At 73.5% G+C, this 26373-nt stretch carries 25 protein-coding genes; 17 read left to right on the forward strand and 8 right to left on the reverse strand.

The window, feature by feature from the left end; translation table 11 throughout:
* The first annotated feature begins 12 nt into the window (after positions 1-12).
* The 3 genes from WAB15_RS05425 (at position 13) to WAB15_RS05435 (ending at position 3878) form a co-directional block, all read left to right on the forward strand.
* The gene (locus WAB15_RS05425) at positions 13-1695 is read left to right on the forward strand and encodes an AMP-binding protein (protein ID WP_407285515.1); all 1683 of its coding nucleotides are present in this window, start codon (positions 13-15) and stop codon (positions 1693-1695) included.
* 46 nt (positions 1696-1741) lie between these two features.
* Entirely contained in the window at positions 1742-2989 is a 1248-nt protein-coding gene (locus tag WAB15_RS05430; protein ID WP_407285516.1) for an MFS transporter, read from the forward strand.
* A gap of 97 nt (positions 2990-3086) precedes the next feature.
* Positions 3087-3878: a uracil-DNA glycosylase gene (locus WAB15_RS05435; protein ID WP_407285517.1), complete on the forward strand. Its 792-nt coding sequence runs from the start codon at positions 3087-3089 to the stop codon at positions 3876-3878.
* A gap of 118 nt (positions 3879-3996) precedes the next feature.
* Here the strand turns inward: WAB15_RS05435 and WAB15_RS05440 are convergent, their stop codons facing one another.
* Positions 3997-4908, reverse strand: a complete 912-nt coding sequence (locus WAB15_RS05440) for an SDR family oxidoreductase (protein ID WP_407285518.1) — start codon at positions 4906-4908, stop codon at positions 3997-3999.
* 1 nt (position 4909) lies between these two features.
* Positions 4910-5716 carry an SDR family oxidoreductase gene (locus tag WAB15_RS05445; RefSeq protein WP_407285519.1) on the reverse strand — a complete coding sequence of 269 codons (807 nt, stop codon included), beginning with the start codon at positions 5714-5716 and terminating at the stop codon, positions 4910-4912.
* A gap of 82 nt (positions 5717-5798) precedes the next feature.
* Here WAB15_RS05445 and WAB15_RS05450 point away from each other — a divergent pair, with 82 nt between their 5' ends.
* Genes WAB15_RS05450 through WAB15_RS05465 form a run of 4 tightly spaced genes read left to right on the forward strand, consistent with a single transcriptional unit; the run spans position 5799 to position 9206 of the window.
* Positions 5799-6572: an enoyl-CoA hydratase family protein gene (locus WAB15_RS05450; RefSeq protein ID WP_399147474.1), complete on the forward strand. Its 774-nt coding sequence runs from the start codon at positions 5799-5801 to the stop codon at positions 6570-6572.
* Positions 6569-7408, forward strand: coding sequence for a CoA transferase subunit A (locus WAB15_RS05455; protein WP_407285520.1), 840 nt, complete (start codon positions 6569-6571; stop codon positions 7406-7408). Before WAB15_RS05450 ends, WAB15_RS05455 begins: the two co-directional genes overlap by 4 nt.
* On the forward strand, positions 7405-8151 hold the full coding sequence (locus tag WAB15_RS05460) for a CoA-transferase subunit beta (protein WP_399147472.1): 747 nt from the start codon (positions 7405-7407) through the stop codon (positions 8149-8151). Before WAB15_RS05455 ends, WAB15_RS05460 begins: the two co-directional genes overlap by 4 nt.
* Before the next feature lie 11 nt (positions 8152-8162).
* Positions 8163-9206: an NAD(P)H-dependent flavin oxidoreductase gene (locus tag WAB15_RS05465; protein ID WP_407289174.1), complete on the forward strand. Its 1044-nt coding sequence runs from the start codon at positions 8163-8165 to the stop codon at positions 9204-9206.
* Positions 9207-9227: 21 nt separating this feature from the next.
* Here WAB15_RS05465 and WAB15_RS05470 read toward each other — a convergent pair whose 3' ends face one another.
* The 3 genes from WAB15_RS05470 to WAB15_RS05480 are packed head-to-tail and all read right to left on the reverse strand — an operon-like array spanning position 9228 to position 11781.
* A complete protein-coding gene (locus WAB15_RS05470) occupies positions 9228-10385 on the reverse strand; it encodes an acetyl-CoA C-acetyltransferase (RefSeq protein WP_407285521.1) in 1158 nt (385 codons plus the stop codon).
* A 36-nt stretch (positions 10386-10421) separates the two neighbouring features.
* Positions 10422-11006: a TetR/AcrR family transcriptional regulator gene (locus WAB15_RS05475; RefSeq protein WP_407285522.1), complete on the reverse strand. Its 585-nt coding sequence runs from the start codon at positions 11004-11006 to the stop codon at positions 10422-10424.
* The gene (locus tag WAB15_RS05480; RefSeq protein ID WP_407285523.1) at positions 10999-11781 is read right to left on the reverse strand and encodes an SDR family oxidoreductase; all 783 of its coding nucleotides are present in this window, start codon (positions 11779-11781) and stop codon (positions 10999-11001) included. Before WAB15_RS05480 ends, WAB15_RS05475 begins: the two co-directional genes overlap by 8 nt.
* Before the next feature lie 269 nt (positions 11782-12050).
* Here WAB15_RS05480 and WAB15_RS05485 point away from each other — a divergent pair, with 269 nt between their 5' ends.
* The 3 genes from WAB15_RS05485 to WAB15_RS05495 are packed head-to-tail and all read left to right on the forward strand — an operon-like array spanning position 12051 to position 15099.
* Positions 12051-12935 (forward strand): enoyl-CoA hydratase, encoded by an 885-nt coding sequence (locus WAB15_RS05485; RefSeq protein ID WP_407285524.1) that lies wholly within the window; start codon positions 12051-12053, stop codon positions 12933-12935.
* Positions 12935-14101, forward strand: a complete 1167-nt coding sequence (locus WAB15_RS05490; RefSeq protein ID WP_407285525.1) for an acyl-CoA dehydrogenase family protein — start codon at positions 12935-12937, stop codon at positions 14099-14101. Before WAB15_RS05485 ends, WAB15_RS05490 begins: the two co-directional genes overlap by 1 nt.
* The gene (locus WAB15_RS05495; protein WP_407285526.1) at positions 14101-15099 is read left to right on the forward strand and encodes an acyl-CoA dehydrogenase family protein; all 999 of its coding nucleotides are present in this window, start codon (positions 14101-14103) and stop codon (positions 15097-15099) included. The genes WAB15_RS05490 and WAB15_RS05495 overlap by 1 nt, the downstream gene beginning before the upstream one ends.
* A gap of 157 nt (positions 15100-15256) precedes the next feature.
* On the opposite strand, the gene WAB15_RS05500 is transcribed toward WAB15_RS05495, so the two are convergent.
* Positions 15257-15925: a TetR/AcrR family transcriptional regulator gene (locus WAB15_RS05500; protein WP_407285527.1), complete on the reverse strand. Its 669-nt coding sequence runs from the start codon at positions 15923-15925 to the stop codon at positions 15257-15259.
* Positions 15926-16058: 133 nt separating this feature from the next.
* Between WAB15_RS05500 and WAB15_RS05505 the strand changes: the two genes are divergently transcribed.
* On the forward strand, positions 16059-16835 hold the full coding sequence (locus WAB15_RS05505) for an SDR family oxidoreductase (RefSeq protein ID WP_407285528.1): 777 nt from the start codon (positions 16059-16061) through the stop codon (positions 16833-16835).
* Between the two features lie 71 nt (positions 16836-16906).
* Complete coding sequence (locus tag WAB15_RS05510; protein ID WP_407285529.1) at positions 16907-17377, forward strand: SRPBCC family protein; 471 nt, start codon at positions 16907-16909, stop codon at positions 17375-17377.
* 40 nt (positions 17378-17417) lie between these two features.
* Here WAB15_RS05510 and WAB15_RS05515 read toward each other — a convergent pair whose 3' ends face one another.
* The gene (locus WAB15_RS05515; RefSeq protein ID WP_407285530.1) at positions 17418-17729 is read right to left on the reverse strand and encodes a VOC family protein; all 312 of its coding nucleotides are present in this window, start codon (positions 17727-17729) and stop codon (positions 17418-17420) included.
* Complete coding sequence (locus WAB15_RS05520; protein WP_407285531.1) at positions 17726-18346, reverse strand: PadR family transcriptional regulator; 621 nt, start codon at positions 18344-18346, stop codon at positions 17726-17728. The genes WAB15_RS05515 and WAB15_RS05520 overlap by 4 nt, the downstream gene beginning before the upstream one ends.
* 154 nt (positions 18347-18500) lie before the next feature.
* Here WAB15_RS05520 and WAB15_RS05525 point away from each other — a divergent pair, with 154 nt between their 5' ends.
* The 5 genes from WAB15_RS05525 to WAB15_RS05545 all read left to right on the forward strand — a co-directional run bounded on the left by WAB15_RS05525 (position 18501) and on the right by WAB15_RS05545 (position 26346).
* A complete protein-coding gene (locus WAB15_RS05525; RefSeq protein ID WP_407285532.1) occupies positions 18501-19628 on the forward strand; it encodes an LLM class flavin-dependent oxidoreductase in 1128 nt (375 codons plus the stop codon).
* Entirely contained in the window at positions 19625-20377 is a 753-nt protein-coding gene (locus tag WAB15_RS05530; RefSeq protein ID WP_407285533.1) for a glucose 1-dehydrogenase, read from the forward strand. The genes WAB15_RS05525 and WAB15_RS05530 overlap by 4 nt, the downstream gene beginning before the upstream one ends.
* On the forward strand, positions 20374-21354 hold the full coding sequence (locus WAB15_RS05535; protein WP_407285534.1) for an alpha/beta hydrolase: 981 nt from the start codon (positions 20374-20376) through the stop codon (positions 21352-21354). Before WAB15_RS05530 ends, WAB15_RS05535 begins: the two co-directional genes overlap by 4 nt.
* 7 nt (positions 21355-21361) lie before the next feature.
* The gene (locus tag WAB15_RS05540; protein WP_407285535.1) at positions 21362-23614 is read left to right on the forward strand and encodes an FUSC family protein; all 2253 of its coding nucleotides are present in this window, start codon (positions 21362-21364) and stop codon (positions 23612-23614) included.
* 170 nt (positions 23615-23784) lie between these two features.
* Positions 23785-26346, forward strand: coding sequence for an ATP-dependent Clp protease ATP-binding subunit (locus tag WAB15_RS05545; RefSeq protein ID WP_407285536.1), 2562 nt, complete (start codon positions 23785-23787; stop codon positions 26344-26346).
* Positions 26347-26373 lie beyond the last annotated feature (27 nt).

Here is a 26373-nt window from a genome sequence, read left to right on the forward strand (position 1 = left end):
GGGCTTCGCCACGTGAGTCAGCAGCCACCGGCCCCGGCCGGCACCGCCGGGGAGTTCCTCCACGACTTCCTGCTCGCCGCCGGTCGGCACACCCCCGACGCCCCCGCCGTCATCGAGTCCGCCCGGCCCGGCCTGACCACCGTCACCAGCTACGCGCAACTGGGCGCCTTGGCGGACGCGTACACGGACGGCCTGCTCACCCTCGGCCTGGAGACCGGCGCCCGGGTGATCCTGGAGGCCGACACCACCGCGCACTCCCTCGCGATGCTGCTCGCCGCCTCCCGCGCGGGCCTCACCTTCATCCCGGTCAGCCCGAAGACACCCGGGCAGCGGCTGCGTTCCCTCATCGGCACCGCCCGGCCCGCCCTCCACCTCCAGGCGTCCGACGGCGAGCGCACGGATCTCCCCCGTGCCCTCGCCACCGCGCGGTTCGGCCCCGGCGGACTGACCGTGGAGCACGCCCCCGAGCAGCCCCGGCCGAGGCGCCGGGTGCCCTGTGTCACCGACCCCGCGTACATCATCTTCACCTCGGGCACCACGGGACGGCCCAAGGGCGTGGTGATGAGCCACCGGGCGGTGGTCGCGTTCTACCGGGGCATGCTCGCGTACGGCATCGCCACGCCCGAGGACCGCATCGCCAGCACCTCGCCCCTGCAGTTCGACTTCTCGCTGCTCAACATCGGCCTGGCGCTGGGCAGCGGCGCCAGTGTGGTGCCGGTACCGCCGGACCTGGTGCGCTGGCCCCGGCATCTGCTGCGGGTGCTGCGGGAGACCGGAGCCACCCAGGTCAACGGCGTACCGTCGATCTGGCGGCAGCCGCTGCGCCACGAGCCCGGTCGGCTGGCCGCCCTCGACCGGCTGCGCTCGATCCTCTTCTGCGGCGAGGAGTTCCCGCTGCCCGAACTGCGCCGGCTCCAGGAGCTGCTGCCGAAGGCGCGCGTCATCAACTGCTACGGGGCCACCGAATCGATGGCCTGCTCCTTCGACGACGTCCCCAACCCCCTCCCGGCGGACGCGCACCGGCTCTCCATCGGTGTCGCCCATCCCGGAGCGGAGATGCTCCTCGTCGACGAGCACGGCGAGATCGTGGCGGAGCCCGGCGTACCCGGCGAGATCCATCTGCGCAGCCCCGCGCTCTTCTCCGGCTACTGGGACGATCCGCAGGCCACCCGCCGGACGCTGGTCCCCGACCCGCTGTGCCCGCAGTCCGGCCAGGTAGTGCTGCGCACCGGAGACCTGGCCGTGCGGGGAGCGGGCGGCGAGTTCTACTTCCGCGGCCGGACCGACTCCCAGGTGCAGATCAACGGCAACCGTGTGGAACTGGCCGAGGTGGAGCGGCGGTTGACCCAGTACCCGGGCGTCGCCGCGGCATCCGCGGCGGCCCTGCCGCAGCCCGAGGGCGGCGGACTCCGGCTGACCGCCTTCGTCGTCCTGACGGCCGGTCGGCCGGCCGTGGACACCGCGGACCTGGGCGCCTTCTGCGCCCGCGCACTGCCCCCGTACATGGTCCCGCAGGAGATCCGGCTGCTGGACGTCCTGCCCACGACCCCGAACGGCAAGGTCGACCGCGCGGCCCTGGCGCAGGGCGCCCGGCCGGCAGCGGAGGACGGCACCCGGACGGCCCCGGCACCGCCCCCCGCCCGGCAGGCCCCCGCGCCCCCGGCCCCCGCCGTGCTCCGTGGCTGCGGCCACTGACGATCCATACGTCCCGAAGGAGAGAGCCAAGGAGGGAACTGGGACCATGAGCAGAATCGACACGTCCGGCCCGGCGATCGGCGAGCCCCGCCCAGGGCGGCTGCGGGCGTACGTCCGAGTGCGGGCGGGTGGGCTGCCCGCCGCGTTCTGGGTGCTGTGGGGCGGGTCCCTGGTCAATCGCCTGGGCTCGATGGTCAATCCGTTCCTGAGCCTGTATCTGACCGGGGTCAGGGGCCTGTCCGTCGCCACCACCGGCCTCGTCCTCGCCGTCGTCGGCATCGGTTCGGTCGTCTCCCAGCCGCTCGGCGGATTCCTCGCGGACCGTTTCGGCCGCCGGGTGGCGCTGACCGGCGGCATGCTGGCGAACGGCACGACCCTGCTCGCGCTCGGCCACGCCCGGAGCCTCACGCTGCTGGTGGCCTGCTGCTTCGTCCTCGGCATCACCATCGACCTGTTCCGCCCCGCCGCCCAGGCCCTGGTCGCCGACGCGGTGCCGGCCGCCGACCGCACCCGCGCCTACGGCCTGCTGCTGTGGGCCGTCAACCTCGGCTTCTCGGTCGCCATGGTGCTCGGCGGCCATCTCGCCTCGCACGGCGGCCGACTGCTCTTCTGGCTCGACGCGGGAGCCTGCGCGTTCTTCGGACTGCTGGTGTGGCTGGCCATCCCGGAGACCCGCCCGGCCGCCCGGGAACGCACCGCCGGCAGCTACCGCACCGTCCTGCGCGACCGCGCGATGCTGGCCTTCGCCGGCCTCATCGTCGGCTATGCGATCGTCTTCCAACAGGCCTTCGCCACCCTGCCGCTGGCGATGACCGGCACCGCGTTGTCCAGCAGCGCCTACGGCCTCGTCATGGGCGTCAACGGCCTCATCGTCATCGCGGTGCAGCCGCTGATCGGCCACCGGCTGGCCGCCTTCGACAAGAGCCGGGTGCTGGCCACCGGCTTCACGATCGCGGCCGCCGGCAACGCGGTGGCGGCCGCGGCCTCGGCGACCGCCGGCTACGCGCTGGCCGTCGCGGTCTCCACGCTCGGCGAGATCCTGGTCTTCGCCGTCACCGCGGCCGTCGTCGCCGACCTCGCGCCCGCCCACCTGCGCGGCCGCTACAACGGGCTGATCGGCATGGCGTGGGGCACCGGCTTCCTGATCGCGCCGATCGTCGGCACCCGACTCCTCGTCATCGGCTCCACCACCCTCTGGCTGACCTGCACCGCCCTGTGCCTGGCCGCCGCCGCGGGCCAGCTTGCGCTGGCCCCGTCCCTGCGCCGCCGCACCGAGGCCGCCGCCGGAACGTGAGCGGCGGTCCTGAGCCACCTCGCGGACACGCCGCACGCCACCGGCGCCGACACCGCCGGCAGCTCGCCCTCGTCAACCGGTGGCCTACCTTTTGAGCATGGAGGAGACGGGGCCGGCGCAGTCGCCGCCGGACAGCGGCGAGGCCGGCTACCCGGCCTACTTCGCGGCGCGCTGCGGTGGGCTGGCGGAGCTGGACGCGCATCTGGTGCGCTGCCGGGCCTGCCCCCGGCTGGTGGAGTGGCGGGAACAGGTCGGGGCACATCCGCGGGCGGCGTTCCGGGACCAGGAGTACTGGGCGCGGCCGGTCCCGGGGTTCGGTCCCGCGGACGCGGCGCTGGCCGTCGTCGGGCTGGCGCCCGCCGCGCACGGCGGCAACCGGACCGGCCGGATGTTCACCGGGGACGCCTCGGGCGACTTCCTGTTCGCCGCGCTGCACGAGGTGGGTCTCGCCTCCCAGCCCACCGCGATGCATCCGGGCGACGGGCTGGAGCTGTACGGGGTGCGGGTCACCGCTCCGGTGCACTGCGCCCCGCCGGCGAACAAGCCGACGCCGGCCGAGCGGCATACCTGCCGGCCCTGGCTGGCCGCGGAGTTCGGGCTGCTCGGCCCCGGTCTCCGTGCGGTCGTGGTGCTGGGCGCCTTCGGATGGCAGGCGCTGCTGCCGGTGCTCGGCGACGCGGGGTGGGAACCGCCCCGCCCCCGGCCCGCGTTCGGCCACGGCGTACAACTGGCCCTGCCCGCCACCGAACGGCGCCAGCCGCTGCACCTCTTGGGGAGCTACCACCCCAGCCAGCGCAACACGTTCACCGGCCGGCTCACCTCCGGCATGCTCGTCGAGGTGCTCACCCGGGCAGCCGCTCTCGCGGGGCTGCGTACCGAACGGCCGTGAGGTAGCGCCCGTCGCCTTCCGCGCGGAGCCGGAGCGTGTCGGGCAGGGTGTCGCCCAGGGCGTCGAGGACCTCGGCGGCCGGGTGGAGGACGGCGACCGCGCCGTTCCGGCGACCGTGTCACCGCGCCCCGTACACCGGGTGCGGATCCCCGGCCGCCGCCAGCAGCTTGCGGGCGTGCTCGCCCGCCTCCGCCGGCGTCCAGCGGCCGCCCTTGTCGGCGGTGGGGCCGCGGCGCCAGCCCTCCATGACGGTGATCCGGCCCGCCTCTGCCTCGAAGACGCGGCCGGTGACGCCGTCGCTGGCGGCGGAGGCGAGCCAGACCACCAGCGGGGAGACGTTGCCGGGGGCCATCGTGTCGAACTCCCCCTCGGCCGGCGCCGCCATCGTCTCGGCGAAGGTCTGCTCGGTCATGCGGGTGCGGGCGGCGGGGGCGATGGCGTTGACCTGCACCCCGTAGCGGCCCAGCTCGGCGGCGGCGACGAGGGTGAGGCCGAGGATGCCCGCCTTGGCGGCGGAGTAGTTGCCCTGGCCGACGCTGCCGAGCAGTCCGGCGCCCGAACTGGTGTTGACCACCCTGGCATGGGGCGTGCGGCCGGCCCTGGCCTCGGCCCGCCAGTGGGCGGCGGCGTGCCGCAGCGGCAGGAAGTGGCCCTTGAGGTGGACGCGGATGACGGCGTCCCAGCCGTCCTCGTCGAGGTTGACCAGCATCCGGTCGCGCAGGAACCCGGCGTTGTTGACGAGGGCGTCGAGGCGGCCGAAGGAGTCCAGGGCGGCGGCGACGAGCGAGGCGGCGCCGTCGGTGGTGGTGATGTCGCCGCTGTGCGCGACGGCCCGGCCGCCACGGGCCTCGATCTCCTCGACGACCTGCTGGGCCGGGCCGGGCGAGGCCCCGGAGCCGTCCGCGGTCACCCCGAGGTCGTTGACGACGACGGCGGCCCCTTCGGCGGCGAGGGCAGTTGCGTGGGCGCGGCCGAGGCCACGGCCGGCCCCCGTGACGGCGACGGCGCGGCCGGCGCAGATTCCGGTCATCTCAGCTCTCCTCGGTGGACGGGGGTGTGGCGGGGTGGTTGGCGGTGGCGGCGTCGAGGAAGGCGGGGCGCTCCCCGCCGCCGTGGACGAGCAGGCTCGCACCGGTGAGGTACGCCGCCCGGTCGGAGGCGAGGAAGACCGCGGCGTCGCCGATCTCGTCGGGTTCGGCGAGCCGGCCGAGCGGTACGGTGGCGCCGACGGCGGCGACGCCCGCCTCGTCGCCGTAGTGCAGGGCGGTCAGTTCGGTGCGGACCATGCCCAGGACCAGGGTGTTGACCCGGACCTGAGGGGCCCATTCGACGGCCATGGTGCGGGCGAGGCTCTCCAGGCCCGCCTTGGCCGCGCCGTAGGCGGCGGTGCCGGGCGAGGGACGGGCGCCGCTGACGCTGCCGATCATGATGATCGAACCGCCGGCCGGCCGGCCGCGCATGACCTCGTACGCGGCGAGGGAGGCGGTCAGCGGGGCGGTGAGGTTGAGTTCGAGGACCCGCGCATGCCGTTCCGGGCCGGCCGCGCCGAGCAGGCGGTAGGGCGTACCGCCGGCGTTGTTGACCAGGCAGTCGAGGCGGCCGTACTCCGCCGCGACATGGGTGAAGAACTCCCCTACGGCGGGCGGATCGCGCAGGTCGAGCCGGCGGAAGCGGGCCGTGCGGCCGGCCGCGGCGACGGGGGTGTCCGGGGGCCGCCGGGCACAGACCACGACATCGGCCCCGGCCTTGAGGAACGACCGGGCGATCCCCGCGCCGACACCGCGGGTACCGCCGGTGACGACGGCGACCCGCCCGGACAGATCGAGGGTCAGGCTCAACCGGTACCCCTCCCGCAGCGCGCGATCCGCTGCTAACTTCGCTACCTAACAAACGCTTGGTGGAAAGGTAGCTGATCCGCTCATGGGTGTCTCCACCTCCAGGCCCGAGCCGGGCGTCGCGGTCGTCACCGTGGACTTCCCACCCGTCAACGCCCTTCCCGTGCGGGGCTGGTACGACCTCGCCGACGCCGTGCGCGCCGCCGGCCGGGACCCCGGCATCCGCTGCGTGGTGCTCGCCGCCGCGGGGCGCGGCTTCAACGCGGGCGTCGACATCAAGGAGCTGCAGCGGGACACCGCCGAGGGCGGCCACGCCGCGCTGATCGGCGCCAACCGCGGCTGCGCCGAGGCGTTCTCGGCGGTCTACGAGTGCGAGGTGCCGGTCGTCGCGGCGGTGCACGGCCACTGCCTCGGCGGCGGTATCGGTCTCGCCGGGAACGCCGACGCGATCGTGGCGAGCGACGACGCGTCCTTCGGCCTGCCGGAGCTGGACCGCGGCGCGCTGGGCGCGGCCACGCATCTGGCCCGGCTGGTCCCCCAGCATCTGATGCGTGCGCTCTACTACACCTCGCGCACCGCCACCGCCGACGAACTGCGGGCGCACGGCTCCGTCTGGCAGGTCGTCCCGCGCGCTCGACTCCGCGACACGGCAGTGGAGTTGGCGTGCGAGATCGCGCGGAAGGACGGCGCGCTGCTCCGGCTCGCCAAGGCCGCCATCAACGGCATCGACCCCGTCGACGTGCGCCGCAGCTACCGCTTCGAGCAGGGGTTCACCTTCGAGGCGAACCTCAGCGGAGTCGCCGACCGGATCCGCGACACCTTCGGCACCGAGACCGGGCAGGGGGCCGGAAAGCCATGACCGACAAGACCATGACACCCGACGAGGCGATCTCCCGGTTGCGCAGCGGTATGACCGTCGGCATCGGCGGCTGGGGTTCACGCCGCAAGCCGATGGCGCTGGTCAGGGCGCTGCTCCGGTCCCCGATCAGCGATCTGACCGTCGTCGCGTACGGCGGGCCCGATGTCGGCCTGCTCGCCGCCGCGGGCCGGATCCGCAAGCTGGTCGCCCCGTTCGCGACCCTGGACTCCATCCCGCTCGAACCGCACTTCCGCGCCGCCCGCCAGCGCGGGAGGTTCGAGCTGACGGAGGTCGACGAGGCGATGTTCATGTGGGGGCTGCGGGCCGCCGCCAACCGGCTGCCGTTCCTTCCCGTACGGGCCGGGATCGGCTCGGACGTGATGCGCGTCAACCCGGGCCTGCGGACGGTCACTTCGCCCTACGACGACGCGGAGACGTTCGTCGCCATGCCCGCGCTGCGGCTGGACGCGGCGCTGGTCCACGTCAACCGCGCCGACCGGCTCGGCAACGGCCAGTACCTGGGCCCCGACCCGTACTTCGACGATCTGTTCTGCGAGGCCGCGGACACCGCCTACGTCTCGTGCGAGCGGCTGGTGGACGGCTTCGCGACGGCCGTCCCGCAGACCCTGCTCATCAAGCGGTACTCGGTCACCGGGGTCGTCGAGGCCCCCCACGGCGCCCACTTCACCTCCTGTGCCCCCGACTACGACCGCGACGAGCCCTTCCAGAAGCTCTATGCGACCACGCCCTGGCCGCAGTTCGCCGAGCGGTTCCTGCACGGGGACGACAAGGGCTACCAGTCCGCGGTCCAGACCTGGCACGAGGAGCAGCGGTGAGCACGACCTCCACGACGACCCGCGCCGAGTACTGCGTGATCGCCTGTGCCGACGCCTGGCGCGACAACGGCGAGGTGCTGGCCAGCCCGATGGGCCTGATCCCGTCCATCGGCGCCCGGCTCGCCAAGCGCACCTTCTCGCCCGACCTGCTGCTCACCGACGGCGAGGCGAGGCTGGTGGGCCTCGACGGGGAGACCGAGGGCTGGCTGCCCTACCGTCAGCACCTGGCCATGGTCACCGGCGGCAGGAGGCACGTCATGATGGGCGCTAGCCAACTTGACCGCTTCGGCAACCAGAACATCTCCTGCATCGGCGACTGGCGGCGGCCGGCCCGCCAGCTGCTGGGCGTCCGCGGGGCGCCCGTCAACACCCTCAACAATCCCGTCAGTTACTGGGTGCCCAGGCACTCCACCCGGGTCTTCGTCGAGAAGGTCGACATGATCAGCGGGGTGGGCTACGACAGCGCGGCGGCCGCCGGACCGTCCGCGACCCGCTACCACCACCTCCCCCGGGTGGTCTCCGACCTGGGGGTCTTCGACTTCGCGACGGCGGACCACGCGATGCGGCTCGCCTCGGTCCACCCCGGTGTCACCGTCGAGGAGGTCCGACAGGCCACCGGATTCCCGCTCGTACTGCCCGACGAGGTGCCCCGCACCCGTGAGCCCTCCGAGGCGGAGCTGCGGCTGATCCGCGAGGTCATCGACCCGGACGGGCTGCGCGAACGCGAGGTGCCGACGGTATGACGGCCCCCCGGATCACCACCCCTCTGACCGAGCTGGTCGGCGTGCGGCACCCGCTCGTCCAGACCGGCATGGGGTGGGTGGCGGGGCCCCGGCTGGTCTCGGCCGCCGCCAACGCGGGGGCCCTGGGCATCCTCGCCTCGGCCACCATGACCGTCGAGCAACTGCGTTCGGCGGTCCGCGAGGTCCGGTCCCGTACCCAGGCGCCCTTCGGCGTCAACCTGCGGGCCGATGCGGGCGACGCGGCCGAGCGCGTACGGGTCATCGTGGAGGAGGGCGTACGGGTCGCCTCCTTCGCCCTCGCCCCGTCCCCCGAGCTGATCGCCCGGCTCAAGGAGGCGGGTGTGCTCGTCATCCCGTCCGTCGGGGCCCGCCGGCACGCCGAGAAGGTCGCCGCCTGGGGCGCGGACGCGGTCATCGTGCAGGGCGGTGAGGGCGGCGGCCACACCGGGAGCGTCGCCACGAGCGTGCTGCTGCCCCAGGTCGTGGACGCGGTCGAGATCCCGGTGATCGCCGCGGGCGGCTTCTTCGACGGCCGGGGCCTGGTCGCGGCGCTCGCCTACGGCGCGGCCGGAATCGCCATGGGCACCCGCTTCCTGTTGACGTCGGACAGCACGGTGCCGCCGGCGGTACAGGCCCGCTATCTGCAGGCGGCGGTGCAGGACATCACCGTCACCACCAAGGTCGACGGGCTGCCGCACCGGATGCTGCGCAGCGAGCTGGTCGCGGCGCTGGAGCGGTCCGGGCGCACCGCGGCGCTGCTGCGCGCGGTGCGCCATGCCGCGTCGTTCCGGAAGCTGTCCGGGGTGAGCTGGGCCCGGATGGTCCGGGACGGCCTGGCGATGAAGCACGGCAAGGAGCTGTCCTGGAGCCAGGTCCTGCTCGCGGCCAACACCCCGATGCTGCTACGGGCGTCGATGGTCGAGGGCCGCACCGACCTCGGGGTGATGGCCGCGGGCCAGGTCGCCGGTCTGATCGAGGATCTGCCGTCCTGCGCGGAACTCGTCGACCGGATCATGACCGAGGCGTACGGCACCCTCGCCACCCTGCCGCGCTGAGTCACCCGCCGGCGCGGCCGGTCACAGCCGCTCGATGATGCTGACGTTGGCCTGCCCGCCGCCCTCGCACATGGTCTGCAGCCCGAACCGGCCGCCGGTGCGCTCCAGTTCGTGCAGCAGCGTCGTCATCAGCCGGACGCCGGTCGCGCCCAGCGGGTGGCCCAGCGCGATGGCGCCGCCGTTGACGTTGACCCGCTCGGGGTCGGCGCCGGTCTCCTTGAGCCAGGCCAGCACGACGGGCGCGAACGCCTCGTTGATCTCGACCAGGTCGATGTCGTCGATCGTCATGCCCGCCTTCTTCAGCGCGTACGCCGTCGCGGGGATGGGCGCGGACAGCATCCGGATGGGGTCCTCGCCCCGTACCGACAGATGATGGATACGGGCCCGCGGGGTCAGGCCGTGCTCGGCCACCGCGCGCTCGGAGGCCAGCAGCATGGCGGCCGCACCGTCGGAGACCTGCGAGGAGACCGCTGCGGTCAGCCGGCCGCCCTCGACGACGGGTGCCAGCTCGGCCATCTGCGCCAGCGAGGTGGTGCGGCGCGGGCCCTCGTCGACGGTGACGTCACCGAAGGGGACGATCTCGCGGTCGAAGCGGCCCTCGTCGATGGCGCGCACGGCCCGCCGGTGGGAGCGGAGCGCGAACTCCTCCATGTCCGTGCGGGTGAGCCGCCACTTCGCGGCGATCAGTTCGGCGCCGTGGAACTGGTTGACGGGCTGCTCGCCGTAGCGGGCCCGCCAGCCCGCGGAACCGGCGAACGGGCCCTCGGTGAGTCCCAGCGGCTCGGCGGCCTGCCGGCTGGCGAAGGCGATCGGGATCTGCGACATGTTCTGGACGCCGCCCGCGACGACCAGGTCCTGGGTGCCGGAGAGCACCCCCTGGGCGGCGAAGTGGACGGCCTGCTGGGAGGAGCCGCACTGGCGGTCGACGGTGACCCCGGGCACCTCCTCGGGCAGCCCGGCGGCCAGCCAGCAGGTGCGGGCGATGTCCCCGGCCTGCGGCCCGACGGCGTCCAGGCAGCCGAAGACGACGTCCTCCACGGCGGCCGGGTCGGCGCCGGTGCGGGCCATCAGCGCACGCAGCACATGGGCGCCGAGGTCGGCGGGGTGGACGCCGGACAGACCGCCGCCCTTCTTGCCGACGGGGGTGCGGACCGCCTCGACGATATAGGCCTCGGACATGGTGGTCTCCTTGGTCAGATTCTGCGGATCGAACGGTCAGTTCCGCAAGGCGATGCCGTCCAGCACCATCGACAGGTACTGGCGGGCGATCTCCTCGGCGCGGTGCCGTGCGCCCGGCCGGTACCAGGAGGCGGCCACCCAGACGGTGTCGCGGACGAACCGGTACGTCAGCCGGATGTCGAGGTCGGCGCGGAAGACTCCGTCGGCCACACCCCGCTCCAGCGTGCCCAGCCAGGCCTTCTCGAATTTCTGCCGGGAGTCGGCGAGGTAGCCGAAGCGGCGCTGCTGGGCGGCGAGGTGCTTGGCCTCCTTCTGGTAGATCGCGACGGCCGCGCGGTGCCGGTCGATCTCCCGGAAGGACTCGGTGACCAGCGCCTCGATCGTCTCCCGCGGCCCGAGCCGCGCGGCGAGCACCGCGTCATAGCCGTCCCACAGCTCGTCCAGGAACGTGGACAGGATCTCGTCCAGCATCGCTTCCTTGGCATCGAAGTGGTAGTAGAGGCTGCCCGCGAGCATGCCGACCGCGTCCGCGATCTGCCGGACCGTGGTCGCGTCGTAGCCCTGGACGGCGAACACCTCCGCGGCGGCGGCGAGGAGTTCGCGGCGGCGCTCCTCAGGCATGCTGGGAGCTGACGGACACGGTTTCGCCGGTCATGTACGAGGCGTAGTCGCCGGCCAGGAAGACGATGACATTGGCGACCTCCCAGGGTTCGGCGTAGCGTCCGAACGCCTCCCGCTCGGTGAGTTCGGCGAGCAGCTCGGGCGTGGTGACCTTCACCAGGTGCGGGTGCATGGCGAGGCTGGGCGCGACCGCGTTGATCCGTACGCCGTACGCGGCGGCTTCCACGGCGGCGCAGCGGGTCAGCGCCATCACCCCGGCCTTGGCGGCGGCGTAGTGGGCCTGGCCGCGCTGGGCGCGCCAGCCGACGACGGAGGCGTTGTTGACGATCACGCCGCCGCGGCCGGTGCGCCGCATCCGGCGCAGCGCGGCGCGGGTGCAGCGGAAGGTGCCGTTCAGGGTCACGTCGAGGACCTTGCTCCACTGCTCGTCGGTCATCTCGACGAGGTCGGCGGTGCCGCCGAGCCCGGCGTTGTTCACCACGATGTCGAGCCGGCCGTGGCGCTGTTCGGCCAGCTCCAGCAGGGCGCCCACCTGCTCTTCGTCGGTGACGTCACAGGGCAGTGCCGCCACCCTGTCCGCGCCGAACTCCGCGGCGAGCGCCTCGGCGCTCTCCGCCAGCCGCCGCGCGTGGCTGTCGCCCAGGACGATCCGGGCGCCCTCCTCCAGGAAGCGGCGGGCGGTGGCGCCGCCGATGCCGGCCCCGGCGGCCGCGGTGATGACGGCGCCGCGGCCGGCGAGCAGATCGTGGCCGGGCACATAGCGGGGCGGTGGCATACGCGAGCCTCCTTGGGGCCTGTCCGGTGGATCAGGGCCTAGGCCGTCTCTTTCGGATCTTGCCGGTTAAGCCCGTGGTGTCTGGCGCGGTGCATCGCAAGGCGGAGGGTCGCCCGCGTACTGGACGTACTCGGGCGACCCGACAACGCGGCGAGGTGCCGTGTCAGACACCACGGGTCAGGCAAGATCCGGAAGAGACGGCCTAGCCCTCGACGCTGCTCCTGGCCGTACGTTAACCTACCAAACACTTGTTAGGGAAGGAGGGGCGGATGCCCACTGCCCACGACGACGAGCCCGTGCGCTACGCACGCCAGGGCCCGGTCGCGACCGTCACCATGAACCGCCCGGACTACCGCAACGCCCAGAACTCCGCGATGACCTACGCCCTGGACCGCGCCTTCTACCGCGCCGCGGACGACGACGAGGTCAAGGTCGTCGTACTCGCCGGCGAGGGCCGGCACTTCTCCGCGGGCCACGACATCGGCACCCCCGGGCGCGATGCGCACCTTCCCTTCGACCGCAGGGCGGGACTGTGGTGGGACCACTCGGACAAGGCGGGCGCGGAGAGCCGGTTCGCCCGCGAGTCGGAGGTCTATCTCGGGATGTGCCGCCGCTGGCGGGAGCTGCCCAAGCCGGTGCTCGCCTCGGTCCAAGGGGCCTGTGTGGCCGGCGGACTGATGCTCGCCTGGATCTGCGATCTGATCGTCGCCGCCGATGACGCCTTCTTCGCCGACCCCGTCGTACGGATGGGGATACCGGGCGTCGAGTACTTCGCCCACCCGTGGGTGATGCCGCCCCGGATCGCCAAGGAGTTCCTCTACACCGGGGACCGGATGAGCGCACGGCGGGCGTACGAGGTGGGCATGGTCAACCGCGTGGTGCCGCGCGCCGAACTGGCCGATCAGACAAGGGAGTTGGCGCTGCGCATCGCGGAGATGCCCCGGATGGGCCTGGCGCTGACCAAGCGCGCCGTCAACCAGGCCGAGGACCTCCAGGGGCTGCACGGCGGCCTGGACTCAGTGTTCGGCCTGCACCATCTCGCGCACGCGCACAACGCCGAGACGGCCGCGGACCCGCTGGGCGGGATGGACATCCACGCGATGCGGCGGCGCGCCGCGGAGCCGCACCCCTCCTCCCGGGAGGCCGGGACCTGATGGACCTCGCCTTCACCGCCGCCGAGGACGCCTTCCGGACCGAGGTCCGGGCCTGGCTCGCCGAGCACGTACCCGCCACCCCGCTGCCGTCGCTGGAGACCGCGCGGGGCTTCGCCGCCCACCGGGAGTGGGAGCGCCGGCTCTTCGCGGACCGCTGGTCGGCGGTCTCCTGGCCCGAGGAGTACGGCGGCCGGGGCGCCTCGATCCTACAGTGGCTGATCTTCGAGGAGGAGTACTACGCAGCGGGCGCCCCCGGCCGGGTCGGCCAGAACGGCATCAGCCTCCTGGCCCCCACCCTCTTCGCGCACGGCACCGAGGAGCAGCGCGCCCGGATCCTGGGCCCCATGGCGAGCGGCGAGGTGATCTGGGCGCAGGCCTGGTCGGAGCCGGAGTCGGGCTCGGACCTGGCATCGCTGCGCGCGACGGCCGTACGGACCGACGGCGGCTGGTTGCTGCACGGCCTGAAGACCTGGTCGTCGCGGGCGGCCTTCGCCGACCGCGCCTTCGGCCTGTTCCGCAGCGACCCGGACACCGCCCGGCCGCACCAGGGCCTGACGTATCTGATGTTCCCGCTGGACGCGCCCGGGGTGACGGTGCGCCCCATCGGTCGCCTCGACGGCAAGCCCGCCTTCGCCGAACTCGCCCTGGACGGGGTGTTCGTGCCCGACGAGGAGGTGATCGGCGAGCCGGGGCGGGGCTGGCGGGTGGCGATGAGCACCGCGGGCAACGAGCGCGGGCTGACGCTGCGCAGTCCGGGCCGCTTCACGGCGGCCGCCGAGCGGCTGGCCGCGTTGTGGCGCCGGGCCCCCGACGCGGCCGGTCCCCTCGGCGACCGGGTGGCCGATGCGCTGATCGGTGCCCGTGCGTACCAGCTCCACACCTACGCCCACGCCACCCGGCTCGCGGACGGCGGGGAGCTGGGCGCCGAATCGAGTCTGAACAAGGTCTTCTGGTCCGAACTGGACATCGCGCTGCACGAGACCGCGCTGGACCTGCTCGGCCCGTACGGCGCGCTCGCCGACGACGCCGACGAGGCGCCCGCGCACGGGAGGTGGGCCGAGGGTTACACCTTCTCGCTCGCCGGGCCGATCTACGCCGGCACCAATGAGATCCAGCGCGACATCATCGCCGAGCGGCTGCTCGGCCTGCCGAAGGGACGCCGGTGATGCGCTTCCTCCTGACCGAGGAGCAGCGGGAGTTCGCCCGTACGCTGGACGGCCTGCTGGCGGCGTCCGGCACCGCGGCGGCGGCACGGGCCTGGGCGCGCGGGGACACCGGCCCCGGCCGGGCGCTGTGGGCGCGGATCGCGGCGGCGGGGGTGTTCGGGCTCGCCGTACCGGAGAAGCACGGCGGGATGGGGTCGCTACCGGTCGAACTGATCGTCGCCTTCGAGGAGTTGGGGCGTCATGCGGTGCCCGGCCCGCTGGCGGAGACGGTGGCCGCGGCGGCGCTGTGGGACCGGCTCGGCGAGGACGCCGAGGCCGGGGCCGGTGAATGGCTGCCGCGGATCGCCTCCGGCGACGCCGTGGTCAGCCTGTGCGCCGACACGCCGTACGCGTTGGACGCGGAGGCCGCCGACACCGTCCTCGCCGTCCAGGGCGACACGCTCCGCCGCGCCGAAGCGCACGGCCCCGTGCAGCCCTGCCTCGATCCGACCCGGCGGCCGGCCCGCCCGCGCGGCGGCACGATCCTGGCCGACGGACCGGCGGTGGCGGCGGCCGCCGCCCACGCCGTCGACCTCGCGCGGCTGCTCACCGCCGCCCAGTCGCTCGGCCTCGGCCGCGCCCTGCTCGCCCAGACGGTCGCCTACGTCAAGCAGCGCACCCAGTTCGGGGTGCCCATCGGCTCGTTCCAGGCGGTCAAGCACCGGCTGGCGGACACCCTCATCGGGCTGGAGTTCGCACAGCCGCTGGTGCACGCGGCGGCGCTGGCGGTTGCGGCGGGCGCCGCGTCGGCGCGCCGGGAGGTGGCGGCGGCGAAGGTCGCCGCGGGCGAGGCCGGATACGCCGCGGCCCGCACCGCGCTCCAACTGCACGGCGCCCTGGGGTACACGGAGGAACTGGACCTCTCCCTGTGGATCCGCAAGGCCCGCCCACTGCGGGACGCCTGGGGGACGCCGTCGGAGTGCCGGGCGCTGGTCCTGGCGGGCCTTCCTCTGAGCTAGCGTCACATTCCTTGCGGAGGCGCTGCGTTCACACAGAAGGACGGCCGCCCACGGCGTTCAGGACGCGGCCAGGGTGAGGTCGTCGTGGTGCCAGGCGCCCTTCCACCACAGCTCGTGCACGTCAGACCCATCGGCCAGGTCCCAGTGGGCGTGCTGACTAGTTGTCGGCGGAGGGCGCGGGCTTCGCCTGGAGCTCGTCGAGTCGCAGAAACGCCAGGGCGCGGCGCATCAGGTCGACGAGGTCCTCGGGCTCGTCCTGCCAGGCCCAGTACTCCATGGTGACGGTGAACGCATCCAGCACCGCGGTGGTCATCAGGCGCACTTCGAGGCTGTCGACGGGGGCGGCCGCCCGGGATGCCAGCGCGGGCGCGAGCCGTTCGTGCATCTCCCGCCCCGCGGCGAGCCAGCGCGTCTTCAGGACGGGGACGGTTCCCAGGACCCGGACCAGCCGCCGGGCCCGGGCGGCGTCCTCCAGGCGCCGCTCGGCCGTCGCCGTCCCGAAGGACGCCTCGATGGCGGCGCTGAGCGGTTCGTCGACCGGATGTGCCGCGAGGACGTCCACGAGATGGCCGACGCTGGAGGCGAAGAGGGGGGTGAGGGCGTCCTCCTTCGTCGGGGAGTAGCGGTAGAAGGTGCGCAGGGAGATGCCCGCGGCCGAGGCGATGTCCTCGACCGTCGTCGCCTCGTAACCGCGGTCGGCGAACAGGGCCGCCGCGGCCTCCGCGATCTCCAGCCGAGTCTGAAGGCGCCGTTGTTCCGTCAGGGACGGACGGCCCCGCGCTGCCGACATCGTGTGCTCCTCACCGTGCTTCACCTTGGCCTTCATTCTCCCAGATGTTTATTGGCACGCTGCGCCAAAAAAGCGTATGTTGAGTGACGACCGATCAGGCGTCGACCGGCCCGCGGTCGATACATCCGCCGTGTCCGGTGAACACACAACGTCAACGAAGGAGCGGACCATGTCGCGCACTTACCTCATCACCGGAGCCGCCTCCGGCATCGGCAAGGCCACCGCTGCCGGCCTCGAGGAGCAGGGGCACACGGTCATCGGCGCCGACCTCAAGGACGCCGATATCGTCGCGGACCTCGCCACCCCCGACGGCCGGGCCCATCTGGTGCGGCAGGCGGACGAGTTGAGCGGTGGGCGACTCGACGCGGTGATCGCGGGCGCCGGCCTCGCCGGCTTCGATCCCCGAGCCGTCAGCGTCAACTACTTCGGCGCGGTCGCCACCCTGGAAGGGCTGCGCCCCCTGCTGTCCGCCAGTACAGCCCCGCGTGCCGTCGTCATCGCCTCGGTCGCCTCCGTCCACCCTCACGACACGGCCATCGCCGACGCGGCGCTCGCCGGTGACGAGGAAGCGGCGCTGACCGCCGCTCAGGCGGCGGTCGACCGGGGAGAGGGCTATGCGATCTACGGCTCGACCAAGGCCGCCATCGCCCGATGGATACGCCGCACCGCCGTGACCGCCGACTGGGCGGGCGCCGGTATCCCGCTCAACGCCGTCGCCCCCGGAACCGTCGTCACCCCCATGACCGAACCCATGCTGGCCAGCCCGGACCTGCGCAAGATCGTCGATGCGACCGTCCCCATGCCGCTCCACGGCCACGCCCGGCCGGCACAGATCACTCCCCTCCTGACCTGGCTCACCTCTCCCGAGAACGAACTGGTCACCGGCCAGGTCGTCTTCATCGACGGCGGCGCCGACGCCGTACTGCGCGGCGACGGCACCTGGTGAGCCGTCGAGGGAGACGGCCGATCGCAGGCATCCCGCAGTCATCGCCGGCCACAGTCATCGGAGGCTCACCCGTGCACACGCTCATCCGCACCACCGTCGTCACCGCCGACCCCGATGCCGTCTGGCAGGTCATCGGCAGGTTCGGGGGCCTCGCCGACTGGCACCCCCTGCTTCCGCCGTCGGTGATCGAGGACGGCGCCGACCCTGAGACGCCCGGGGCGGTGCAGGCGTTCTCCGTCAACGGCCAAGTGCTCATCCGGGAACGGCTCCTGGAGAAGGACGACTCGCGCCGGATGCTCTGTTACACCATCCACGAATCCGCCGTCCCCGTCTCCGACTACGTCTCCACACTGTCCGTCCACCCGCACGACGCGGGCGCCGAGATCCGCTGGGCCGCGACATACGAGGCCGCCGACGAACTCGTCCCCGAGATCGAGAAGCACTTCGGCGACACCATCTACGCCACCGGGCTGGAGGCCCTCAAAGAACGCTTCGCCCGGCCCGCTCAGGGACTGTCCGGCAGGTCCTCGTCTGAGCCATAGCCGGATGGCGGCGAGGCTGACCACCCCGCCCCGGGAAGCGTCAGGAAGTCATGGCGGCTCGGTCGGACTCGCTGCGCAGAACGCAGAATTCGTTGCCTTCGGGGTCGGCGAGGACCGCCCAGCCGGAGCCATCGGGATTCCGGTGGTCGGCGACAAAGGTGGTGCCGAGGCCCAGTAGCCGTTCCACCTCCTGATCACGCGAGACCTCTGGGCGCAGACACAGATGGATCCGGTTCTTGATCGTCTTGGCCTCGGGCACCTGGTTGAAGTGCAGCACCGGGCCCTCCGCCAGCAGCACCTGAACCTCCGGATCACCCGGTTCGTCCTCCGGATGCAGCGGACGGCCAGTCACCCTGCTCCAGAACAGCCTCGTCTGCCGTCCATCTCGTCGAGGTCGGCCAGCATCGCGTCGGCCAGGTCCCGTTCGGCGGTGTAGAAGCGCTCGGACCACTTCAGGACGAGTGAGGGGTAGGCCCAGGCCTCCTCGGCGCGGGCGGTCTCGACGTCCACCTCGGCGCGCCGGCGCATCGCCTCCGCGTACTCCCGGTGCCGGCCGAGCACCTCACGCATCCGGTCGGCCTCCAGCAGATGGCCCAGCCACAGCCGCAACATCACTCCGTGCTTGAGGACCGGGGGCTCCACCGGCGCCTCGCGCGCCCAGTGCCGGACCGCCGCCATCCCCTCGTCGGTGATCACATAGACCCGCTTGTCGCGGTTGCCGGTCTCCTGGGCGACCATCCGCGAGCTGACGTAGCCGACGTTCTCCAGGCGCTTGAGCTCGCCGTAGATCTGGCTGAAGGACGGGCTCCAGTAGAAGAAACGCAGCGAGCCGTCCGACCACTTCTTCAGGTCGTAGCCGGACAGCTCCTCACCGAAGGAGAGCAACCCCAGCACCGCCCAGCTGGTCGCCGGCAGCGCCGGCCGGTCCGCATCGCCGGCGTTCACCGCGCCCGCCCTCGTCTCCGTCACGAGCCGCAGTCTACGGTCCGCATCCGCCCGCGCCCGGGGTGCGGCCGGAGCGGAGGGGTCCTGGGCGCGCGGGACGGCCGACTTCAACTCCCTTCCGATGTACGGGTGTTACTGCTAGACATATTTCTATTCGAAATACCCTGAAGGGAGTTTCGTGAAATTCTCGATGATCTTCGAGGCGCAACTCGCCGACCCCGCCCCCGAACACGAACGCCGGGTCCTCCACGACTGCGTCGAACAGGCCGTGCACGCCGAGGCGATGGGCTTCGACCGGATCTGGGCGGTCGAACACCACGCACTCCGCCAGTACGCGCACATGAGCGCGTCCGAGATCTTTCTGACCTGGGTCGCCGCGCGGACCGCACGGATCCGCATCGGTCACGGCGTGGTGACCATGCCCTTCGGCTACCAGCACCCCGTCCGGGTCGCAGAGCGCGCCGCGATGCTCGACGTACTCTCCGGCGGACGCGTCGACATCGGCGCCGGCCGGGGCGCCACCCGGCAGGAGATGGCCATGTTCGGGGTGCGGCCCGAGGACACCCAGCCGCAGTTGGAGGAGGCGCTGCGGATCCTCGCCGGCGCCTGGCGCGCGGAGACCTTCGAGTGGCACGGGTCGATCGACATCGGCCCCGGCGCGGTCCTCCCCCGGCCCGTTCAGGCACCGCACCCGCCGCTGTTCATGGCCTGCAGCAAGCACGAGAGCCTCCGGCGCGCCGCCGAACTGGGCGTCGGCGCCCTGGTGATGGGCTTCGCGGGCGCCGACGACGTACGCGCCATGCGCACCCTCTACGACAAGGCGATCGCCGCCCGCAGCGGCGCGCACTTCGTCACCGAGCGGCCCAACGACCATCTGTCCGCGCTGTGTCCCACGATCGTGCTGGACGACGCCGACGACGCGTACCGGATCGGGACCCGCGGTCAGCGGTTCTTCGCCGAGGCGATCGCCCACTGGTACGGCGACGGGCCCGCGCCGCGGGCCTGTGCGGCGGACGAGGACCATGTCGAGGCGCTGGCGCGGCGCCGGGCGCAGCTCGTCGCCAAACTGCACGAGGCGAACATCCCGGCGCGGCCGGTCGACACCGGTCCGTACAACGCCCGGCACGCGTACGGCTCCGCCGAGGACGCCATCGCCTACGTCGAGCGGCTGCGGGCGATCGGGGTGGACGAGGTGATGTGCCTGATCCAGATGGGCACCGTGCCGCAGGAGGTGTGCCTGGAGACCATCCGGCAGTGGGGCGAGACGGTCATCCCGCACTTCCGCGCGCGTCAGGAGCGGGCATGAGCGCCGGCGGGGAGCGGCTGGACGGCAAGGTCGCGGTGATCACCGGTGCCGGGCGGGGCCAGGGCGCGGCCGAGGCGCGGCTGTTCGTCGAGTCCGGGGCGCGGGTGGTGCTCGGCGACGTGCGGGAGGCGGAGGGCCGGGCGGTCGCCGCGGAACTCGGGGACGCCGCGGTGTTCGTCCCGCACGACGTGACCGACGCGGGCGCCTGGCGGCGCGTGACCGAGGCCGCGACGGCGTCCTTCGGACGGCTCGACATCCTGGTCAACAACGCGGCGGTGTGGCACGCCACCCCCGTCGACGAGGAGACCGAGAAGGACTTCACCCGGCTGCTGCGGGTGAACCTGGTCGGCTCCTTCCTGGGCATCAAGGCGGTGGTCCCGGAGCTGCGCAGGGCCGGCGGCGGGTCGATCGTGACCATCTCGTCGACGGCCGGGCTCAGGGGGATCGCGGGGCACGCGGCCTACGGGGCGAGCAAGTTCGGGCTGCGCGGGCTGACCAGGTCCGCCGCCCTCGATCTGGCCGGCGATCGGATCCGGGTCAACTCCGTACACCCCGGAGTGATCGACACCCCCATGGTGGCGAACGCGCTGGGCACGGATCCCGGGGACCGGGAGTGGCCGCGGGTGCCGTGGCGACGCGTCGGCCGGCCGGACGAGGTGGCCCACCTGGTCCGCTTCCTGGCCTGCGACACCGCCTCGTACATCACCGGCGCCGAGTTCGCGGTGGACGGAGGGCTGACCACGGGATGACCGCCTCCCCCGACCCGCTCCCGCCCCTCGCGCGCCGGATCGCCGAGGCGATGTCGGCGCGGTTCCCCGACCCCGCCCGCGGGCCGCTGGACGTCGCGTCGCTGCGCCGTGCCTCCGGCACCGGGGCGGGGTCCCGCCCCGGCCCGCCGGACGGTGTCGACACCCTCGACCGCCGGGTCCCCGGGCCGCCCGGCGCACCCGACCTCCCCGTACGCCTCTACCGCCCGCGGGCCGAAGCCACCGGGCCCGGCCCGCTGCTGGTGTTCTTCCACGGCGGCGGATGGGTGATGTGCGACCTCGACACCCATGACGCGACCTGCCGCCAACTCACCCTGCACAGCGGCGCGTTGGTGGTCTCGGTGGCTTATCGGAAGGCTCCCGAGGCGCGCTTCCCGGCGGCCGTGGAGGACGCGTACGCGGCCGCGGTGTGGGCCGCGGCGCAGGCGGACCGGCTGGGGTGCGACCCGGCGCGGGTGGCCGTCGGGGGCGACTCCAGCGGGGGCGGGCTCGCCGCCGCGGTCACGCTGATGGCCCGGGACCGCGGCGGCCCCCCGCTCGCGGCCCAGCTCCTGCTCTACCCGGCTCTCGACCATCGCCTGACCAGCGCGTCCGCCGCCGACTACGCGACCGGCTTCTTCCACACCACGGCCCATATGCGCTGGTACTGGCAGCAGTATCTGGGCCCGGACGGCGACGGCTGCCATCCGTACGCCTCCCCCGGCCTGGCACCGGACCTCACCGGGCTGCCGCCCGCGCTGCTGGTCCTGCCCGAGTGCGATCCGCTGCGGGACGAGGGCCGGGCCCACGGCCGGGCGCTGCGGGCGGCGGGCGTACCGGCCCGGATCGAGGAGTACCGCGGGACCTTCCACGGATTCCTGGGTGCGCTCGGGGCGCTGCCGGCCGCGGAGCGGGCGTTCGAGGCGGCCGGGGGCTGGCTCGGCTCCGTGCGGTGCGAGCCCCGGGCCGCTGGCCAATAGTGGAGAGGTGAGGCCGCGGCAGGAAGTCTCCGCACGGCGTGGGCCGGGGCGTGCGGCCGGCGGGCCCGGCGCGGCGGTGCTGCGCGCGCACCGGGCGGTGGTCGGCAACGCGCTGCGGGTGACGGCCGCGTCGTGCGTCGCCTTCTACGTCTGCCGCTACGGACTCGACCTGGTCGTGATGTCGGTGTACGCGACCTTCACCGTGGTCGCGCTCGGGGCGCTCGCCCGCATCCCGGGATCCGGGCGGCAGCGCGCCGCGACGGTCCTCACCGCGATCCCCGCGGGCCTGGCGCTGCTGACGCTGGGCACCCTGCTGGCCGTCGAGACCTGGGCGGCCGTCCTGGGCATGCTCGTCATCGGCTTCCTGGTCGCCTACGCGGGCACCACCGGGCCGCGGATCGCCGGCGCGGCTCCCGGGATGCAGCTGCTGTACATCCTCCCGTGCTTCCCGCCGTACGCCCCGGACACCCTCGGCCAGCGGCTGTCCGGCTTCCTGCTGGGCGCCGTGCTGCTCGCGCTCGCCGAGCGCCTGGTGCTGCCCGAACCGGACACCCCGTCCTTCCGGCGATTGCTGACCGAGGCCGCCGACGCGGCCGCGGGCCTGGCGGACCACCACGGCGGGCCGGTCCCCGGGCAGGCGCTCGCCCGGGCGCGCACGGCCGCCGACGCCCTGCGGCCCTCCCGCGTACCGCCGGCCGACCTGCCCTCCTCCCCCACGCTCGCCCACAAGGCGATGGCACACGCCGCCGAGGCGGTCCGCACCCTGCTGGCCCGGCTCGTCGCCCTGCACGCCGTGGCCGGGGGACGGCACGCCTACCGCCCGGAGACGGTCGCGCTGCTCCAGGGCATCAGCGGCGCGGCCCGTGCGGCGGCCGTGGCACTGCGGCGGGGCGGGCGGCTGCGGCCCGGCGAGGGGCCGTCGCCCGAGGCGCTGCAGCGCGAGCTGGCGCCGGCCCGCGCCCACCGGGCCCTGGACTCCCTGGAGCTGCTGAGCGGCGACGACCGGCTGGTCTTTCTGCGCCGCAGGTCCCAGGTCGTCCAGGCCGCCGACGCCGCCGTCGTCCTGGTGCTGGCCACCCGGCTGCTGCTCGGCGACCGCACCGTGGACCGCAACCCTGCCGGACACGCCTTCGGCTACGCCCGGTCGCACGCCCCCGAGCTGTGGTGGTGGCGGCTGACCACCCACCTCACCCCGCGCTCGGTGATCTTCCAGAACGCCTGCCGGTTCGCGCTCGGCCTGGCGGCGGCCCGTGCCGTCGCCGGACTCCTCGATCTGCAGCACGGCTTCTGGGTCCTGCTCGCGACGCTGACGCTCACCCGTACGACGAGCCTGGAGACCCGCTCCGCGGTCCGGCAGGCGCTGATCGGCACACTGGTCGGCGCGCTGCTGGCCGGCGGGCTGCTCGCCGTGGTCCACGACCGGGCGGCGGTGTACGCGGTGCTGCTGCCGCTGGTGATGCTGCCGGCCTTCATCGTGGGACCGCTGCGCGGGCTGGCCTGGGCCCAGGGCGGCTTCACCCTGGTCGTCGCCACGCTGTTCGCTCAGGTCTCCCCGGTCACCTGGCAGCTCGCCCCGGTGCGGCTGCTGGATGTGCTGGCCGGCAGCCTCATCGGGCTGGCCTGCGGTCTGGTGGCCTGGCCGCGGGGCGCGGGGCGGGAGGTCAGCCGCAGCATGGCCGGCGTGTGCTCGGCCGTCGCGGACGCCATCGGGCGGACCGTCGCCTGCGTCGTGGAGCCCGGGACGGCCGACGTACGGGGCACCGCGGCCGTCGCCGGTGCCACCGGTACGGCCGGCACCGGCGGCATCCTCGCGATCAACCGTGCGCTGGCGCTCGCGCAGGAGGGCCTGGCCCAGTACCAGAGCGAGCCGCGGGAGGAGACCGCCCGGCAGCCGGACTGGCCCGCGGTGCTGGTCGCCGGGGCGGACGCCCGGCGCGGCGAACGGCTGCTGCCCGGCCGCCCCGGGCGGATCACCCACCACGAGGTCGGCGCCTGGCTGCAACGGGCGGCCGGCGACACCGCGGCCGGCTACCGCGCCCTGGCCCATCGCCTGTGCGCCGACGACGCCGACGCCCAGGACCAGCGGCCCCCGCCGCGCCCGTCGCTCGACATCCGCGCCCTGCTGGCCGTCGCCCCGCCCATCCCGCGCGACAGCCCGGACCGGGAGGCCCGCGCGCGCTCCGCCGCCCTCCTGCTCGACTCGGTCATCTGGCTCGATGCGCTCACCGCCGATCTGACCCGCATCCACCAGGAGGTCTGACATGGCGCCGTCCGGGTGCGGATGGGTCTGTTGGAGCTGATCCTGAAGCAGAGCAATGGCGTGTGACGTCTCGTCCCCCGGGCACCCGCCAGGCAGGAGCCCGTGGGCAACCCAAGGAACCCGGCAAGGCAGCATGTCGCGGTACCGCCGTGACAGCGGAACGGACACACATGAGCAATGGATTCATGGGTCCGGAGGGTTACGGCCCGGACCCGTTCAGTGAATTCCTCGCGCGCTTCCTCGGCGGTGGCGCGACGTCCGGGAGCGGCGAGCCGGGGCAGCCCGTACCCCGCCAGGCCGACATCGCGCGCCTGATGAGCGGGCCCGCCCGGGACCTGGTGACCTCCGCGGCCAACTACGCCGCCGAGCACGGCAGCCCCGAGCTCGGTACCGAGCACCTGCTGCGGGCGGCGCTGTCCGCCGAGCCGACCCGCACGCTGCTGCGGCAGGCCGGCGCGGACCCCGACGCGCTCGCGGCCGAGATCGACCGCAGCGCCGGCGACGGCCCCAAGCAGTCCAGCGTCGCGGTCACCCCCGCGGTCAAGCGGGCGCTGCTGGGCGCGCACGACCTGGCGCGGGACAACGGGGCGTCGTACATCGGTCCCGAGCATGTGCTCGACGCACTGGCGGCCAACCCCGACTCGGCGGCCGGACGCATCCTGAACCTCGCCCACTTCGACCCGCAGTCCGCCGCGCAGAGCGGCCACGGCCCCCAGCACGGCGGACCCGAGCACGGCGCCGTGCCCAAGCACGACACCCCCACCCTCGACAAGTACAGCCGCGATCTGACCGATCTGGCCCGGGCCGGCCGGATCGACCCGGTCATCGGTCGCGAGGAGCAGATCGAGCAGACCATCGAGGTGCTCTCCCGCCGGGGGAAGAACAACCCGGTGCTGGTCGGCGACGCGGGCGTCGGCAAGACCGCGATCGTGGAGGGCCTGGCGCAGCGGCTCGCCGACGGGGACGTGCCGGAGACCCTGGCGGGTCGGCGCGTGGTCGCCCTGGACCTGACGGCCGTCCTCGCCGGCACGCGGTACCGCGGTGACTTCGAGGAGCGGATGAACGGGATCATGGAGGAGGTCAGGACGCGCCCCGAATCGCTGATCGTCTTCATCGACGAGCTGCACACGGTCGTCGGGGCCGGCGGCGGCAGCGGCGACGGCGGTTCGCTGGAGGCGAGCAACATGCTCAAGCCGGCCCTGGCCCGCGGCGAGATGCATGTCATCGGCGCCACCACGCTGGAGGAGTACCGGCGGCACATCGAGAAGGACCCCGCCCTCGCCCGCCGTTTCCAGCCGATCCTGGTGCCCGAGCCGTCCGTCTCCGACACGGTGCAGATCCTGCGCGGACTGCAGGACCGCTACGAGGCGCACCACCAGGTGCGCTACACCAAGGAGGCGCTGCTCGCGGCGGTGGAACTCTCCGACCGCTACATCCCGCACCGCTTCCTGCCGGACAAGGCCATCGACCTCATCGACCAGGCGGGCGCCCGGGTCCGGCTGCGTTCGGGCGCCAAGACCACCGACGTACGGGCCCTGGAGCGCGAGGTGGAGCAGCTGGCCGTGGACAAGGACCAGGCGGTCGCCGCCGAGCAGTACGAGCGGGCCACCGAGCTGCGGGACCGGATCAACGCGCTCACCACACGGATCGAGGCGGCCCGGGGCGCGGCGCCGAGCGGTGACGGCCGGATCGTGATGGTCACCGCGGAGGACATCGCCGAGATCGTGTCGCGGCAGACCGGTGTGCCGGTGAGCAGTCTGACGCAGGAGGAGAAGGAGCTGCTGCTCGGCCTGGAGGACCGGCTGCACACCCGCGTCATCGGGCAGAACGACGCCGTCACGGCGGTCTCCGAGGCGATCCTGCGCTCGCGGGCCGGGCTCGCCGACCCCAACCGCCCGATCGGCAGCTTCCTCTTCCTCGGCCCCACCGGGGTGGGCAAGACCGAACTGGCCCGGGCGCTGGCCGAGGCCCTGTTCGGCAGCGAGGAGCGCATGGTGCGGCTGGACATGAGCGAGTTCCAGGAGCGGCACACCGTCAGCCGGCTGGTGGGCGCCCCTCCGGGATACGTCGGTCATGAGGACGCCGGCCAGCTGACCGAGGCGGTGCGCCACCACCCGTACGCGCTGCTGCTGCTCGACGAGGTGGAGAAGGCCCACCCGGACATCTTCAACATGCTGCTGCAGGTGCTCGACGACGGGCATCTGACCGACTCCCAGGGCCGTACGGTCGACTTCAAGAACACCGTCATCGTGATGACCAGCAACCTCGGCTCCGACGCGCTCAGCGGCGGTCGCGGAGTGCTCGGATTCGGCGCGGACACCTCGGGGGCACCGGGCGGCGACGCGGCCCGGGAACGGGCGCTGGCCAGCTTGCGCGAGCACTTCCGGCCGGAGTTCCTCAACCGGCTCGACGAGATCATCGTCTTCCACCGGCTCAGCGACGCCCAGCTGCAGCAGATCACCGGTCTGCTGCTGGAGGGCACCAGGCGCCGGCTGGAGGCCCAGGACATCTCCGTGGAGTTCGCCCCCGAGGCCGTGGACTGGCTCACCCACCGCGGCCACCAGCCCGAGTACGGAGCGCGGCCGCTGCGCCGCATCATCCAGCGCGAGGTCGACAACGCGCTCTCGCGGCTGCTGCTGGACGGTGCGCTGTCGGCCGGGGACGAGGTGCTGGTGGAGATGCGGGACAACAAGCTGGCGTTCCGTACCACCGAGAAGAGCGAGCGGGCGTGACGAAGCGGCCGGGCGGACACGGAGGCA

It is taken from the genome of Streptomyces sirii, assembly GCF_045690365.1.
Lineage (GTDB): Bacteria > Actinomycetota > Actinomycetes > Streptomycetales > Streptomycetaceae > Streptomyces > Streptomyces sirii.